This window comes from Streptomyces sp. NPDC012637, from assembly GCF_042954805.1.
In the GTDB taxonomy this organism is placed as follows: domain Bacteria; phylum Actinomycetota; class Actinomycetes; order Streptomycetales; family Streptomycetaceae; genus Streptomyces.
The window spans coordinates 165,780-178,533 of sequence record NZ_JBIBDS010000007.1 but is presented as its reverse complement, the minus strand read 5'-3'; the positions used below and the strand labels follow the sequence as shown (position 1 = coordinate 178,533).

Genomic DNA, 12,754 nt, shown 5'->3' with positions numbered 1-12,754 from the left:
CCCGGACCCGACGGGAACACCGCTCACCGCGCCTGGTACTCCTGGCGCAGCGACTCCAGGATGTCGGCCGCCTCCGGCAGGCCGACGGCGCGGCAGCGGGCCGCCGCGGCCGTCAGCCGGGTGACGGCCGCGGCGTGACGCTCCAGGCCGTTGCCCTCGATCAGGGCCGCGATCCGCACCGCCTCGGCCCGCGGCACCTCGCCCTCCTCCCCGCCCCGCTCGTGGGCGGCCACGGCGGCCTCCGCCGCCAGCAGCGCCTCGGGGAAGCGCTGGGCCTCCGCGAGCACACGCGCACGCCGGTAGTGCACCGAGCCCTGCTCATACCAGAGGGGGAAGTCCACGGACTCCCCGTCCACGGCCGCGAGCAGGGCGTCGGCCCGCGCCAGGTGCTCCAGCGCCTCGTCCAGGCCCTCACCCTCGCGGGCGAGCACGGTGAGACGGGCGAACTCGCGCATCATGTGGGCGACCAGCGGTGGGTTCGGGGCCTCGGCGTGCGAGGCGACCGCACGGTCGTAGGCCGTGGCCGCCGCGTCCCAGCGGTCGGCCAGCGCCAGCGTGATTGCCGCCTCCGCCGCCACCAGGGTGTGCACGGCGCGGTCGTCCTTCCACTCCGCGACGAGGTCAGCGAGCTTCAGGAACTCCTCGGCCGCCGGCAGGAACTCCTCCAGGTCCCGCAGGCCTCGGCCCAGCGTCAGCCGGGCCTGGGCGAGCATCCGCTCGTCGAGCGACGCGGCCGCCTCGTCGGACAGCACCGACTCCAGTACGGCGACGGCGTCCGCCTGCTGCCCGCCGCCCGCCAGCACGTCGGCGAGCTGGAGCCGGATGTCCGTGGCCTCCTCCGGCTCCCCGGCCTGGTCGAACCGCGCCGCCGCCTCGGACAGGTGGCGCACGGCGGCCCCGAAGTCGCCCAGGTGCGAGGCGGCGTGCCCGAGCAGCGCGTACGACGGGGCCATCGGGAAGTCGGCGTCGTCGTGCCGCACGGCGTCGCCGATCGCCTCGTGCAGCAGCTCCACCGCCTCCGCCGGCTCCTGCCGGGCGAGCAGGATCTGCGCGAGCAGACACCGCGGCCGGGTGCCCCGCCAGGGCCGCCCGGAGGCGGCCACGTCGGCGAGGGCCGCCCGCAGCTCGGCCTCCGCCACGGCGAAGTCGCCGCGCCGCCCGGCCAGGTCCGCGGCGTACTGCCGCGCGTTGGCCGCCTGATGGAGCACGGAGAGCCGCTCGGCCTCCGACCGCAGCGTCCCGGCGAGCTCCTCGAACCGTGCGACGGCGGCGTCGGAGGGCTCCGGCAGCTGTCGCAGGACCTCGCGATAGCCGCTGTAGGCGGCGGCGTTCAGGACGATCAGGTACTGCAGGACGCGCCCCCTGGCGACGTCGTACCCCTCGTGCACGGACGCGGTCTCACCGGCACCGGGGCGCTCGCCCGTGAGCGGGGCCTCGGCCTCGAGCCGCCGGGCCTCGCGCAGCACCGCGTCGACCCCGGCCCGTACCGCCTCGGGGTCACGCCCGTCCGCGTCCGGACCGGCCTGCGCCTCCCCGCCGGTCTCCTGGTCCTCCTCCTCGTCGGTGTCCCAGGCGAGGGCGCGCGCCCGTGCGGCGAGCGCGTGCCAGGGCATGCCGACGCGGGCGTACAGTCCTGCCGCCCGGTCGAGCTCGGCGGCGAACTCGTCGCGCCGGTCGGCCACACCGGACCGGGACGCGCGATGGTCGGCGAGCTCGGCCTCCAGAAGCTCCGGCGGGCCCAGGCGATGGTCGTGCGGGTCCGGGGCGGTGCCGTCCGCGATCCGCTCCTCCACCCGGTCCCACAGCCGGCGCTCCGAGGGCCGGCCCTCACCGGCCAGCCGGCGCGCCTCCTGCACCAGCTCCACGAAGTGCTCCGGGACCTCGACGACGGCCGCCGACGCGCGGGCGGCGGCCACGGGGGCGCCGCCCGTGGCGCCGTTGCCCGCGGCCGGGCGGGTCACGGAGGTGCGCAGACCGAGCGGCAGCGGCTCGTCGAGGAGCGGAGCGCGGCCGAGCCGCTCCCGGCGCCGGTCGCCGACCGCCGTGGTGCCGTTGCGGGCGTCGAACGCGGCGGCCAGCGGGCCGGCCTCCGAGCGGACGTGGCCGAGCAGCCCGCCCGCCGTCCAGTTGCGGCCGGGCGGGCCCGCGACCGGGGTGTCGCCGAGACCGTCCGCCACGATCCGGGCGAGCAGCACCTCGACGCCGGTGAGGAAGCTCAGCCGGGCCAGCGGCGCGCCGGTCGCCTCGAACAGGCCGCGGTTCTCCGCGAGGATCTCCAGGCCACGCCCCTCGTTCCGGGACAGCGCGCAGAACTCCAGGTGCAGGCCCACCTCCTCCTGCATGCCGGTGTTGCCCCGGACCCGGCGGTAGCCGGTGAGGTGGTGGGAGCGGGCCTCGTCCACCCGGCCGGTGCGCAGCAGCGGCAGCAGGGCGCGCGCCTGGCTCGACTGCGGCTCCTCGGAGCAGCCCTGGGAACCGTCGAGCACGGGACCCCAGAGGTCCAGGGCCCCTGCGTCGTCGCCGGCCGTCAGCCGGTGCCAGGCGATGTTCCGGATCTCGCAGGCCTCGCAGTCGCTGAGGTCCGTGCGCGGCCGGGTCACCCACAGGTCGTACGCGTCGGCGACGCCCACGCCGGTGTGCGCGGCGACGTGATGGCCCATGGCCGCCACCGGCTGCATGCCGTGCCCGGCCGCCTCGTAGCGCTCGCGCATCCGGTCGATCCAGCCCCGGACCGTGGCCAGGGGCACCTCGGGCACCTGCAGCAGTGAGGTCGTCACCCACTTGAAACGCCAGAAGACCTGGTGGGCCTCCCACTCGCTGAACGACTCGGGAGCGGTGTCCCACAGCTTCAGCAGCCGGGCGAACGCGACCGGCGACTTGCGGTGCTCGCCGGTGAACTCGTACGCCGTCATCAGCTCCAGGAGCGCGGTGACGAGCACGTCCGGCTTGTCGAAGACCTCGGCCGCCTCCACCAGCTCCTCGGCGGTGACGGTGCGCTGCAGGCCGTGCGGGCGCTCGTGGTTCTCCCGCAACGCCTCGAACACGGCCTCGGGGGTGTCCAGCATCTACAGTTCCTTCCGGGGCTCGTTGCCGGGGTCGCCGGGCGCGTCCGTGGCGGCCTGGTGCATGGCATGGCTGAGCAGGCCCATGAAGGCCCGGTTGAGCAGGGCGCTCTCGCTCGCCTTGAGCGGGCGGCGGCTCAGCAGCAGCGCCTGGCCGTAGAGCGCCTCGGCCGTGGTGACGGCGAGGCCGCGCTCGGTGATGGTGACGGCCTGCCGGACCAGCGGGTTGAGGTGGTTGAGGACCAGCTGCGCGCGCGGCGTCTCGTTGCGCAGCGAGCCGAGGATGTCCGCCCACAGCCCGTCGCTGTCGGCGGCGAGGCTCGACCGGGTCCGCTCGTGCCGCGCCTCGCGGTTGTCGAGCAGCAGCGCGGGCGCGGTGACGGGCTGGAAGTCGCGCAGCACCACGTCGCAGTCGTGGACGCCGACGGTCTCCCGGGCCACCGCGAGGAAGCCCGCGGCCCGCAGCTCGGCGGTCGGGTCCACGGCGTCGAGGTGCGCGGTCACGGTGGCCGGGTCGAGGTCGGTGACGGCCGTGCCGGGCCGGATCTCCGGCAGCCGGAGCACCAGGCCCCGGTCGTAGGTGTAACCGCCGTTGACGACGCCGAGACCCGCCGCCGCGGCGATCGGCGCGACCTGGCGGAACTCCTCGACGCTGCGGGTGACGAGCAGCGTCGGATGGGTCCGGGCGAACTCCTCCAGGGTGACGTTGCCGTCGGTGGTCTCGAACGGCAGCCACGGCAGCACGATCCGCAGCAGCTCGTCGTCGTAACGGGCCAGCGCCTTGACCGCGAGGTGGTGGGTGTCGATGAAGCGGTGCAGCAGCGCCGGGTCGCTCGCGGCGAGCCCGGTCAGCCAGTCGCGGATCCGCTCGCCGAGCGCGTCCCGCACCGCCGACAGGGTGCCGTCCTCGTACAGCGACTCGCGGGAGGCGGTGGGCCGCAGGCTGGTCGTGTCGACCACGCAGCGCACGAAGAACGCCCAGTCGGGCAGCAGTTCGGGCGCCTGGTCGGTCAGCAGCATGCCCTTGAGGTGCACCCGGTGACCGGCCCGCTGCGCCGGGCTCACCGCGTTCGGCAGCACATAGGCCACACCGCGCAGCCCGGCCGCCGGCAGGTCGAGGTCGATGGTGTCGAGCGGCGTGAAGTCGAAGAGCGTGCGGCAGTACGCGGTGAGCGCCTCCCGTCGCGCCAGCGGGGAGCGGTGCCGCTGCTCCCACGGTGGCGTGTCGTTCACCCGGTGGCTCTCGCCGCGCGGACCGACGACGGTGACCTCGTGCCGCAGCAGCCCGCCGTAGTGCCGGGCCAGTGCGACGACCTGCTCCGGGCTCGTCCACTCCGCGTTGTCGGCGCGCGGCGTGAGGCGCACGGTGGTGCCCGGCTCGGGCACCGCCGACGCCGGCAGCGTACGGATGGTGTAGCGGCCGTCGGAGTGGCCGCGCCACTCGACGGCGGGCGCCGCGGGATCCACCGCCGACCGGCTGAGCACCGTGATCTCGTCGGCCACCACGAAGCAGGCGAGCAGGCCGATGCCGAACTGGCCGATGAACTCCCCGCGCGCCGCGTCCAGTCCGGCGCCGTCGAGGCCGCCGTCGGCGGTCCGCTTGGAGCTGCGCCCGATGGTCGCGAGGAAACGGTGCACGTCGGCCTCGGTCAGACCGATGCCCGTGTCCGTGACGGTGAGGGTGTCACCGGTGCGCACGGTGATGCTGCCCGGTGCGCCGGGCACGGCCGCCTGACGTGCCGTGATCGCGTCGACGGCGTTCTGCAGCAGCTCGCGGAGGTAGACGCGCGGGCTGGAGTAGAGGTGGTGGGAGAGCAGGTCGACCAGGCCGCGCAGATCGACCTGGAAGGTGTGGGCGGTCTCGGTCCGGTTGGGGTGGGACACCTGGTGACGTCTTTCTGACGGGGCGACGGTCGGGACGACGGTACGGAGGGAATGCGGAGGGAGTACGGAAGCTTGGGGCCCGCGGCCCGGGGGAGCGGGGCAGGGGCTCAGCGGCCGGCGGCGGAGCGCTGCTTGCGGTAGGCGGCGGCCGGGTCGTCGTCGAGGTAGTTCCAGGGGAACGCGGTGACCCGCCCTCCGGTCGCCTCGAAGCACTCGCGCGCGGCGGCCCGCTCCCCGGCGAGCGAGAAGGCCATGGCGAAGCTGTTGAAAACCTGGAGCCGGCCGGTGCGCGGGGCGAAGTCCCGGTGCCGGTACGAGTGGTCGGCGGCCTGGTGCAGGGACGCCGCCACGTCGGGGCGGCGCACGTACGCGAGGCCCGGGTCCGGGTCGAGGGCGAGCCAGTGCTCGATGTGCGCGAGGGCGACGAGCTGGCCGAGCGGCGTGCCGGCGGGAGCGCCGAACGCGGACTCCCGCGCGAAGGCGTGCATCTCCTCGTGCGAGCCGCCCCACTTCTCGCAGACCTGCTGCAGACGCTGCTGGTGCGCGCCCAGGTGGTACGGGTCGCGTCGCACGGCGGCCTCGAACCGGCGCCGTGCGACGACCGGACCGGCCTCGAGGCCGCGGCCCGTCATCAGCAGGCCGTACCAGGGCGAGGTCCACGTCGGCTCGCGCTCGGCCACCTCGTACAGCCACGACTCGGCCGTGCGCAGCCGCTCGTGGAACACCTCGAACTGCTCGCGCGAGACGTACTTCGCCTCCAGGCCGGATCGGGCCTCCCAGCCCCGGCGGACCTGTCGCAGCCCCGCGACCAGCCTCGGCAGCGCCGCGTCCGGCTCCGCGTCGAGCACCCCGGTGATCCACCGCTCCACGCCGGCGGTGTCCGCGACGGCCATCAGCAGCTCCGCGCGGTCCGCGCTCTCGGGCCGCGCTTCCAGGACCGACCGCAGGGACTCCCAGTCGCCCGCCTCGGCGGCCTCGCGTGCGCGCGTCACGGCGGGATCGCCGGAGTCCCGCTCCAGCGCCGCCGCAGGCCGGCCGGTCCATTTCCCGAGCGTGAGCCCCCACTCACGGAGCAATGCCATGTCCCCACCCCTTGCCATGTCGAACGGGCAGGTCAGAGATCACCTCCCCTGTGGAGTAGTGACTATCACGCGTGGCCGACATTCGCACGGCGGTATCCACAGGCACGCACGGACGGCCCGGACGGCGGCCCCGGCCGGTCGCGGTCACCTCACGGGCAGGGCCATGAACAGCGCCTTCTCGCCGGCCGACGCCGTGCCGTCGTAGAGGCTCGTGTCGAGACCGCAGAAGGCGAATCCCATCCGGAGATAGGCGCGGACGGCGGGTGCGTTGACGTTGCTCACCTCCAGCCACAGATGGCCCGCCCCGCACTCCCGCGCGAAGTCGAGTGCGTGGCCCATCAGGGCCCGGCCGATGCCCCGGCCGCGCCAGCCGGGGGCGACCTCGATGTCGCGGACCGTGAGACGCGCGTTCCAGGGTTCGAAGGAGGTCGCCACGAAGCCGCACAGCTCGTCGCCCGCGACGGCGACCACGGTCCGGCGCGTCGGGAGGCTGCCGTCCCCGTCCCCGGACCGGCCCTCCTCGTCCCCTTCTTCCTCGCCGTCCTCCCCGTCGTCGGGGAAGACCTTGCGGAACGGCGGATCCACCGGCATCGGCAGGATCGTGAACCCGCCGTCCGTCACCGTCACTTCGTACACCGCGTCCGTGGTGAACGAGCCGTCGAGCGCCTCGATGGCGGCGCCGTCCTCGGGGCGCGCGGGCCGGTAGACGACGGTTCGTGCGGATTCCGTGGAGCTGTCCATGATCCGACCGTACCTCCCGTCCCCGGTGGGAAAGCCGTGCCGTCCGCGCACCGGGAGATGGACACCGGCGGTCCGCACAGGACTGCCGGTGGGCCGGCTCGCGGGCTAGACTCCGCGGCCGGACTCCCGGTGAGGGGCCGTTTTCGGCCTTCCCGAAGTTTCCCCGGCGTTTTTCGTTATCCGGCGGGCCTGTCGCGATCTCCCAGGTGTCGGGCATCGGCAACAGGCAGGACGACCAGGATGAGGCAAGGCATGCAAGCACCGCACGGGACCGAGCTGGTGAGGGCCGCGCAGGGTGGTGATCCCGCGGCGCGGGACCGGCTCGTCGCCGCGTACCTGCCGCTCGTCTACAACATCGTCGGGCGGGCGATGAACGGGCACCACGACGTGGACGACGTCGTGCAGGAGACCATGCTGCGGGCGCTCGACGGGCTCGGCGGCCTGCGGTCCCCGGACGGCTTCCGGTCCTGGCTGGTCGCCATCGCCATGAACACCCTCCGCGCCCACTGGCACCGGCAGCAGGCCCGCCACGCCGCGGGGACCCTCGACGAGGCCCGCGACCTCGCCGGACCCGGCGCCGACTTCGCCGAGCTGGCCGTGGTCCGGCTGCAGCTGTCCGGACAGCGGCGCGAGACCGCGGAGGCCACGCGCTGGATGGAACCCGAGGACAACGACCTGCTGTCCCTGTGGTGGCTGGAATGCGCCGGGGAACTGACCCGCCACGAGATCGCGGACGCCCTGCAACTGCCGGCCGAGCACATCGCGGTCCGGGTCCAGCGCATGAAGGAGCGGCTCGAGACCGCCCGCGTCGTCGTCCGCGCCCTGTCCGCCGCACCGCTCTGCCCGACGCTGCGGGACGGCCTCGGCACCTGGGACGGCCGGCCGTCCGCGCTGTGGCGCAAGCGAATAGCCCGCCACGCCCGCGCCTGCCCGCACTGCGCGGGCCTCTGGCGCGGCCTGGTACCCGCCGAAGGACTGCTCGCCGGGCTGCTGCTCGTCCCGCCGGCCGCCCTGCTGCTCGGCGCGGTCCGCGAAGCCGCCGGTCTGGGCCCGGCCGGCCTCGCCGCGGCCCCGACCACCGTGGCGCCCGCCGTGTCCGTGCCGGGAGGTGCCGGACGGGGCCGCCACGCCGCGCACGCCGCCGCACCCGCCACGCGCGGCGCACGCCGCAAGGAGCGGGAGCGCAAGCGGGGCCGCCGCCGGGCGGCCGCCGCCGCGGGACTCGCCGTCGTCGCGGTCACCGGCGGCACCTTCTACCTGACCACCGGCCCCGAGGGCGGTGACCCGGACGCCGTCGACGTGACCCGGGCCGCGGCCCCGGACACCGGCTCCGGCCTGTCGCCCGCCGGCACGGACCCGGCGACCATCTCCGCGACGCCCAGCGCGAGCCGCTCCACCGCACAGCCCAGCCGTTCGCCCAAGCCCACGCCCACGCCCACCAAGCCGGCGACCACGAAGCCCGCCCCGCCGCGTACCACCGCGCCGCCCCCGCCCAGCCCGCGGCCCACGGCCACCGGCGGCTCCGGGGCCACCTCCTCGTCCGATGCCGCGCAGGTCATCGAGCTCGCCAACGCCGAGCGCGCGAAGGCCGGCTGCGGGCCTCTGACCGAGCACTCCCTGCTCACCCGCGCCGCCCAGGGCCACTCCGACGACATGGCGGCACGGGACTTCTTCGACCACACGAACCCCGACGGAGCCGACCCGGGCGACCGCGTCACCGCCGCCGGATACCGCTGGTCGACGTACGGCGAGAACATCGCCAAGGGCCAGCGCACGCCCGCCGACGTGATGGAGGCCTGGATGAACAGCCCCGGCCACCGCGCCAACATCCTGAACTGCTCCTTCAAGGAGATCGGCATCGGCATCCACACCGCCGGCGGCCCCTACTGGACGCAGGTCTTCGGCGCCCGGTAGCCCCACGCGCCCGGCGGCGGCCCCCGCCGTCCGGGGCGACGGCACGGGCGCGCGGCGTGCTCCGTCGGCACGGGCGGGGTTCGCCGCCTACCGTGATCCGATGCGACGCGTTCCGAACTGGACCCTGTTGCCGTCGAGCACCGCACCCGTCGTGCTGGTCGTCGGCTGGACGGCCGCGGCCGCGCTGGAAGGCCCGTCCTACGACGCCGCACGGCAGACCATCAGCGTCCTCGCGGCCTACGGCGCCGCCGGGTTCTGGGTGATGACCGGCGCGCTGCTCGCCGTGGGCCTGTGCCACCTCGGCACGGCATGGGGGCTGCGCGCCGCGGCCACGCCCGGACGCGTGGCGCTGGCCGCCGGCGGCATGGCCGCGCTGGCCGTGGCGTTCGTCCCGGCGCCCAGCAGCGGAGGCTCCCTGCGGCACGGGTCCGTGGCCGCCACGGGCTTCGCGCTGCTCGCGCTGTGGCCGGTGCTCGCCTCCGTACGCGCCGGGTCGAGGACCCCGTGGGCGCTACGGCCCTGGCCCGCCGCCCTGGCCACGGCGTCGATGGGCGCCGGTGCGCTCTGGTACCTCGTGGAGACCGACCGGGCGGGTGCCGCCGGCGTCGCCGAGCGCCTGGTGACCTGCATGCAGTCCGTGTGGCCGCTGGTGGTGGTCGCCTCCTGCCTGTGGCACCAGCGCCGGACGCGCGCAGTGCCCTGACCGGCCAGGCGCGGGCTGGTCCGGCGGTCAGCCGTTCCGGGGCTCGATGCGGAACCCGAAGCCCAGCGTGCCCGGGTCGAGCGCGGTCGCGCCGCCGTCGACGGTGAGCACCGCGCCGTTGACGAAGGAGGCGGCGGGGGAGAGCAGCCAGGCGATCGCCTCGGCCACCTCCCGCGGCTCACCGGGCCGACCGGCCGGCAGCACCCGGGTGACCTCCTCGTACCCGGCCTCGACCCCGTTCCCGCCGGTCCCGCCCGCCGCGCCGCCGCCCAGGCCCGCCTCCTCCGCGAAGCGGTCCATGCGCCGGTCCGCCATGTCGGTGCGCACCCAGCTCGGGCACACCGTGTTGGCGCGCAGCCCGGCACCGCCGTAGTCGACCGCGAGCGAACGGCACAGCTGGAGCAGGGCCGCCTTGGAGGTGGCGTAGGCGGCGTTGCCGACGCCGTTGCGCAGCGCGGACACCGAGGCGACCGCCACCACCGCCCCGCGGGCTTCGAGCAGATGCGGGAGCGCGGCGCGCAGCAGGTGGAACGGCCCGGTGAGGTTGGTGCGCATGACCGCGTCCCAGTCCTCGAGCGTCACCTCGCCCACGCCGCCGCCACGGCCGATCCCGGCGTTGAGGACGAGGCCGTCGAGCCGCCCGTAGGCGCCGATCGCCGCGTCGACGAGCGGGCCCACCGCGTCCGGGTCCCCGATGTCCGACGGCACGGCCAGGCCGCCGGTCTCCTCCGCGACCAGGTGCAGCGGCTCGGGACGGCGCCCGGAGACCACGACCCGGTGTCCCGCTGCGGCCAACAGCCGTGCGGTCGCGGCGCCGATGCCGGTGCCGCCGCCGGTCACGAGATACACGCGCCGGTCCGTGTCCTCCGCCATGCTCGTCACGCCTCCGTGGTCCGTCGGCCGACTTCGTCCACCCGTGCGGCCGTTGCCGTGATCATAGGCACGGCCGATGTCGGTGGCCCGTCGTAAGGTCGGCCGCATGAGCACTTCCGACGAAGTCCGCGCGCTCGCGCTCGCCCTGCCGGAGACGACGGAGAAGGTGGCGTGGTCCATGCCCACCTTCCGGGTCGCCGGGAAGATGTTCCTGACGCTTCCGGAGGACGAGACGTCGATGGCCGTCCGCTGCCCGAAGCTGGAGCGCGACGAACTGGTCCTCGCGGAGCCGGAGAAGTTCTGGGTCGCGGACCACGAGGCGGCCTTCGCGTGGGTGCGGGTGCGGCTCGCGGCCGTCGACGACCCGGAGGAGCTGCGCGCGATCGTCGTCGACTCCTGGCAGCAGGCGGCCCCGCCCCGGCTGCTCAAGGACCACCCGGAGCTCGCGGCCCCCGCGTAGGTCCGCGGGCTACAGCCAGCCGTTGCGCTTGAAGCCGCGGTGGATGACCACACAGGCGGCCGCCATGACCGCGAGGACGAGGGGGTAGCCGAACCGCCACTTCAGCTCGGGCATGTGCTCGAAGTTCATGCCGTACACACCGCACACCATGGTCGGCACGGCGATGATGGCGGCCCAGGCCGTGATCTTGCGCATGTCCTCGTTCTGGGCGACGGTCACCTGGGCAAGGTGCGCCTGGAGGATCGAGTCGATCAGGCCGTCGAAGCCGTTGATCTGCTCGGTGACGCGGGCGAGGTGGTCGGAGACGTCACGGAAGTACGGCTGTATCGCCGGGTCGACGACGGCGGGCGGCCGGGAGATGAGCGCCTCCAGAGGGCGGGCCAGCGGAACGGTGGCCCGCTTCAGTTCGAGGAGTTCGCGCTTGAGCTGGTAGATGCGCCCGGGGTCCGGCGGCGTCTTCGTCCGGGGCGCGAAGACCTCCGTCTCGACCTGCTCGATGTCGTTCTGGACCGCGTCCACGACCGCGAGGTAGTCGTCGACGACATGGTCGGCGATCGCGTGCAGCACGGCCGACGGCCCCTGCTCCAGCTGCTCGGGGAGCGCCTCCAGGGCCTCGCGCAGCGGGCCGAGGGAGCCGTGCCGGCCGTGCCGGACGGTGACGACGAAGTCGGGGCCGGTGAAGACCATGATCTCGCCCGTGTCGACGACCTCGCTGGTGGCCGTGAGCTGCTCGTGCTCGACGTACGTGACGGTCTTGAACACGGCGAACAGCACGTCCCCGTACTGCTCCAGCTTGGGCCGCTGGTGGGCGTGGACGGCGTCCTCGACGGCGAGCGGGTGCAGGTCGAAGAGCTCGGCCACGCCCTCGAACTCCTCCTCGCTCGGTTCGTGCAGGCCCAGCCACACGAAGCCGCCGCGGCCGCCGTGCTTGCGGAGGTGGCGGACCGTCTCGGCGACCCCGCCCGCGTCCGGAAGGCGCCGGCCGTCGCGGTAGCCGACACAGTTCACCACGGTGCTGCCGAGCGGCGAGCGGGCCGGGTGGCTGAGGTCCACCCGGCGCATGCGCCGGGCGAGCCGGGCCATCTTTCGCAGGCCGCCGACCATGGACATACAGAGGCTCCTTCGCTGAGGTGGCCGCTCAGTCTGCCAGAGCCCCGTGGCGCGGTACGGGGCCGGAGGCGGGCCCGGAGGCCTCGCCGACGGGCTACGGCCGGTCCGCCGGAACCGCCAGGTAGGCCGCGCGGAGTTCCGCGAGGACCGGATCGTCGTCCGGGAAGCGCAGGCCGTCGACGTCGTGCACGGCGCGTACGCCGATCGCCGTGTTCGTGGCGAAGACCGCGCGCATCGCGGCGAGTTCGGCCGTGCGCACGGGACGCACGACGGCGCCGGGGCGCGCCTCCTGGAGCAGCCGCATGGTCACGCCGGGCAGCACCTCGGCCTCCGGCCACACCACCCGGCCGTCGGCGTCCACGAAGCCCACGTTCCAGGTACAGCCCTCGGAGACCAGGTCACCGCCCTGAGTGCCACCGCCTTGAGTGCCGCCGGCCTGGGTGCCACCGGCCTCCGTGAAGAGGACGTCGTCGAAGCCCGCGAGGCGGGCCGCGCGCCGCAGCGCCAGCTGGCCGAAGAGCGCGACGTGCTTCACGCCGGCCGCGTCACGGCGGTACGGGCGTGCGGTCACCCGCAGCGGCGGCGGGAAGAGCGTGCCCGCCGGCCGTGTCGTCACCAGGACGTGCGGGTCGGCGCGCTCGGCCGGGCGCGTGATGTCCAGGTCCGGGTCGAACACGGTGACGCGGACGGTCAGCGGCCCCGGTCGTCCGCCCGCCGCCTCCCGTACGTACGCCAGCACCCGCTCCGGATCCAGTTCCGCGCCGAAGACGGCGGAGCAGTCCCGCACCAGGCGGTCGAGGTGCAGGGACAGGCCGCGTACCGCGCCGTCCTCCACGCGCAGGGTGGTGAAGTGCCCGTAGTTGGTGAGGGCGAGGGCCGTCACCTGGGCGACGGACGCGGGGACTCCGTTGACAGTTGCCATGAA

The 12,754-nt window shown here is 74.8% G+C and carries 10 protein-coding genes; 3 read left to right on the top strand and 7 right to left on the bottom strand.

Annotation, left to right across the window (positions count from 1 at the left end; all coding sequences use genetic code 11):
- Positions 1 to 23: 23 nt before the first annotated feature.
- From ACFY8W_RS26625 to ACFY8W_RS26610, 4 genes are all read right to left on the bottom strand, one after another.
- On the bottom strand, positions 24 to 3,065 hold the full coding sequence (locus ACFY8W_RS26625) for a hypothetical protein (protein ID WP_391110073.1): 3,042 nt from the start codon (positions 3,063 to 3,065) through the stop codon (positions 24 to 26).
- On the bottom strand, positions 3,066 to 4,946 hold the full coding sequence (locus tag ACFY8W_RS26620) for an HSP90 family protein (protein WP_391110071.1): 1,881 nt from the start codon (positions 4,944 to 4,946) through the stop codon (positions 3,066 to 3,068).
- A gap of 107 nt (positions 4,947 to 5,053) precedes the next feature.
- Entirely contained in the window at positions 5,054 to 6,028 is a 975-nt protein-coding gene (locus tag ACFY8W_RS26615; protein ID WP_391110068.1) for a hypothetical protein, read from the bottom strand.
- Positions 6,029 to 6,172: 144 nt separating this feature from the next.
- Positions 6,173 to 6,769 (bottom strand): GNAT family N-acetyltransferase, encoded by a 597-nt coding sequence (locus ACFY8W_RS26610; RefSeq protein WP_391110065.1) that lies wholly within the window; start codon positions 6,767 to 6,769, stop codon positions 6,173 to 6,175.
- 252 nt (positions 6,770 to 7,021) lie between these two features.
- Here ACFY8W_RS26610 and ACFY8W_RS26605 point away from each other — a divergent pair, with 252 nt between their 5' ends.
- Together ACFY8W_RS26605 and ACFY8W_RS26600 are read left to right on the top strand one after the other, a co-directional pair.
- Complete coding sequence (locus tag ACFY8W_RS26605; protein ID WP_391110064.1) at positions 7,022 to 8,683, top strand: sigma-70 family RNA polymerase sigma factor; 1,662 nt, start codon at positions 7,022 to 7,024, stop codon at positions 8,681 to 8,683.
- A gap of 100 nt (positions 8,684 to 8,783) precedes the next feature.
- Positions 8,784 to 9,386 (top strand): DUF998 domain-containing protein, encoded by a 603-nt coding sequence (locus ACFY8W_RS26600; RefSeq protein ID WP_391110062.1) that lies wholly within the window; start codon positions 8,784 to 8,786, stop codon positions 9,384 to 9,386.
- Between the two features lie 27 nt (positions 9,387 to 9,413).
- Here the strand turns inward: ACFY8W_RS26600 and ACFY8W_RS26595 are convergent, their stop codons facing one another.
- Positions 9,414 to 10,259 carry an SDR family oxidoreductase gene (locus ACFY8W_RS26595; protein WP_391110060.1) on the bottom strand — a complete coding sequence of 282 codons (846 nt, stop codon included), beginning with the start codon at positions 10,257 to 10,259 and terminating at the stop codon, positions 9,414 to 9,416.
- A 106-nt stretch (positions 10,260 to 10,365) separates the two neighbouring features.
- Here ACFY8W_RS26595 and ACFY8W_RS26590 point away from each other — a divergent pair, with 106 nt between their 5' ends.
- Entirely contained in the window at positions 10,366 to 10,719 is a 354-nt protein-coding gene (locus tag ACFY8W_RS26590; protein ID WP_391110056.1) for an MmcQ/YjbR family DNA-binding protein, read from the top strand.
- Between the two features lie 9 nt (positions 10,720 to 10,728).
- Here the strand turns inward: ACFY8W_RS26590 and ACFY8W_RS26585 are convergent, their stop codons facing one another.
- A complete protein-coding gene (locus ACFY8W_RS26585) occupies positions 10,729 to 11,829 on the bottom strand; it encodes a CorA family divalent cation transporter (RefSeq protein WP_391110053.1) in 1,101 nt (366 codons plus the stop codon).
- Positions 11,830 to 11,923: 94 nt separating this feature from the next.
- The gene (locus ACFY8W_RS26580) at positions 11,924 to 12,751 is read right to left on the bottom strand and encodes an aminotransferase class IV (RefSeq protein WP_391110050.1); all 828 of its coding nucleotides are present in this window, start codon (positions 12,749 to 12,751) and stop codon (positions 11,924 to 11,926) included.
- Between the last annotated feature and the right edge of the window lie 3 nt (positions 12,752 to 12,754).

What these genes read in the sequence shown, in the direction of transcription:
- ACFY8W_RS26600 (WP_391110062.1), top strand. Translation starts at nt 8,784, where the DNA reads ATGCGACGCGTTCCGAACTGGACCCTGTTGCCGTCGAGCACCGCACCC.
- ACFY8W_RS26615 (WP_391110068.1), bottom strand. Translation starts at nt 6,028, where the DNA reads ATGGCATTGCTCCGTGAGTGGGGGCTCACGCTCGGGAAATGGACCGGC.
- ACFY8W_RS26585 (WP_391110053.1), bottom strand. Translation starts at nt 11,829, where the DNA reads ATGTCCATGGTCGGCGGCCTGCGAAAGATGGCCCGGCTCGCCCGGCGC.
- ACFY8W_RS26610 (WP_391110065.1), bottom strand. Translation starts at nt 6,769, where the DNA reads ATGGACAGCTCCACGGAATCCGCACGAACCGTCGTCTACCGGCCCGCG.
- ACFY8W_RS26590 (WP_391110056.1), top strand. Translation starts at nt 10,366, where the DNA reads ATGAGCACTTCCGACGAAGTCCGCGCGCTCGCGCTCGCCCTGCCGGAG.
- ACFY8W_RS26595 (WP_391110060.1), bottom strand. Translation starts at nt 10,259, where the DNA reads ATGGCGGAGGACACGGACCGGCGCGTGTATCTCGTGACCGGCGGCGGC.
- ACFY8W_RS26580 (WP_391110050.1), bottom strand. Translation starts at nt 12,751, where the DNA reads ATGGCAACTGTCAACGGAGTCCCCGCGTCCGTCGCCCAGGTGACGGCC.
- ACFY8W_RS26625 (WP_391110073.1), bottom strand. Translation starts at nt 3,065, where the DNA reads ATGCTGGACACCCCCGAGGCCGTGTTCGAGGCGTTGCGGGAGAACCAC.
- ACFY8W_RS26605 (WP_391110064.1), top strand. Translation starts at nt 7,022, where the DNA reads ATGCAAGCACCGCACGGGACCGAGCTGGTGAGGGCCGCGCAGGGTGGT.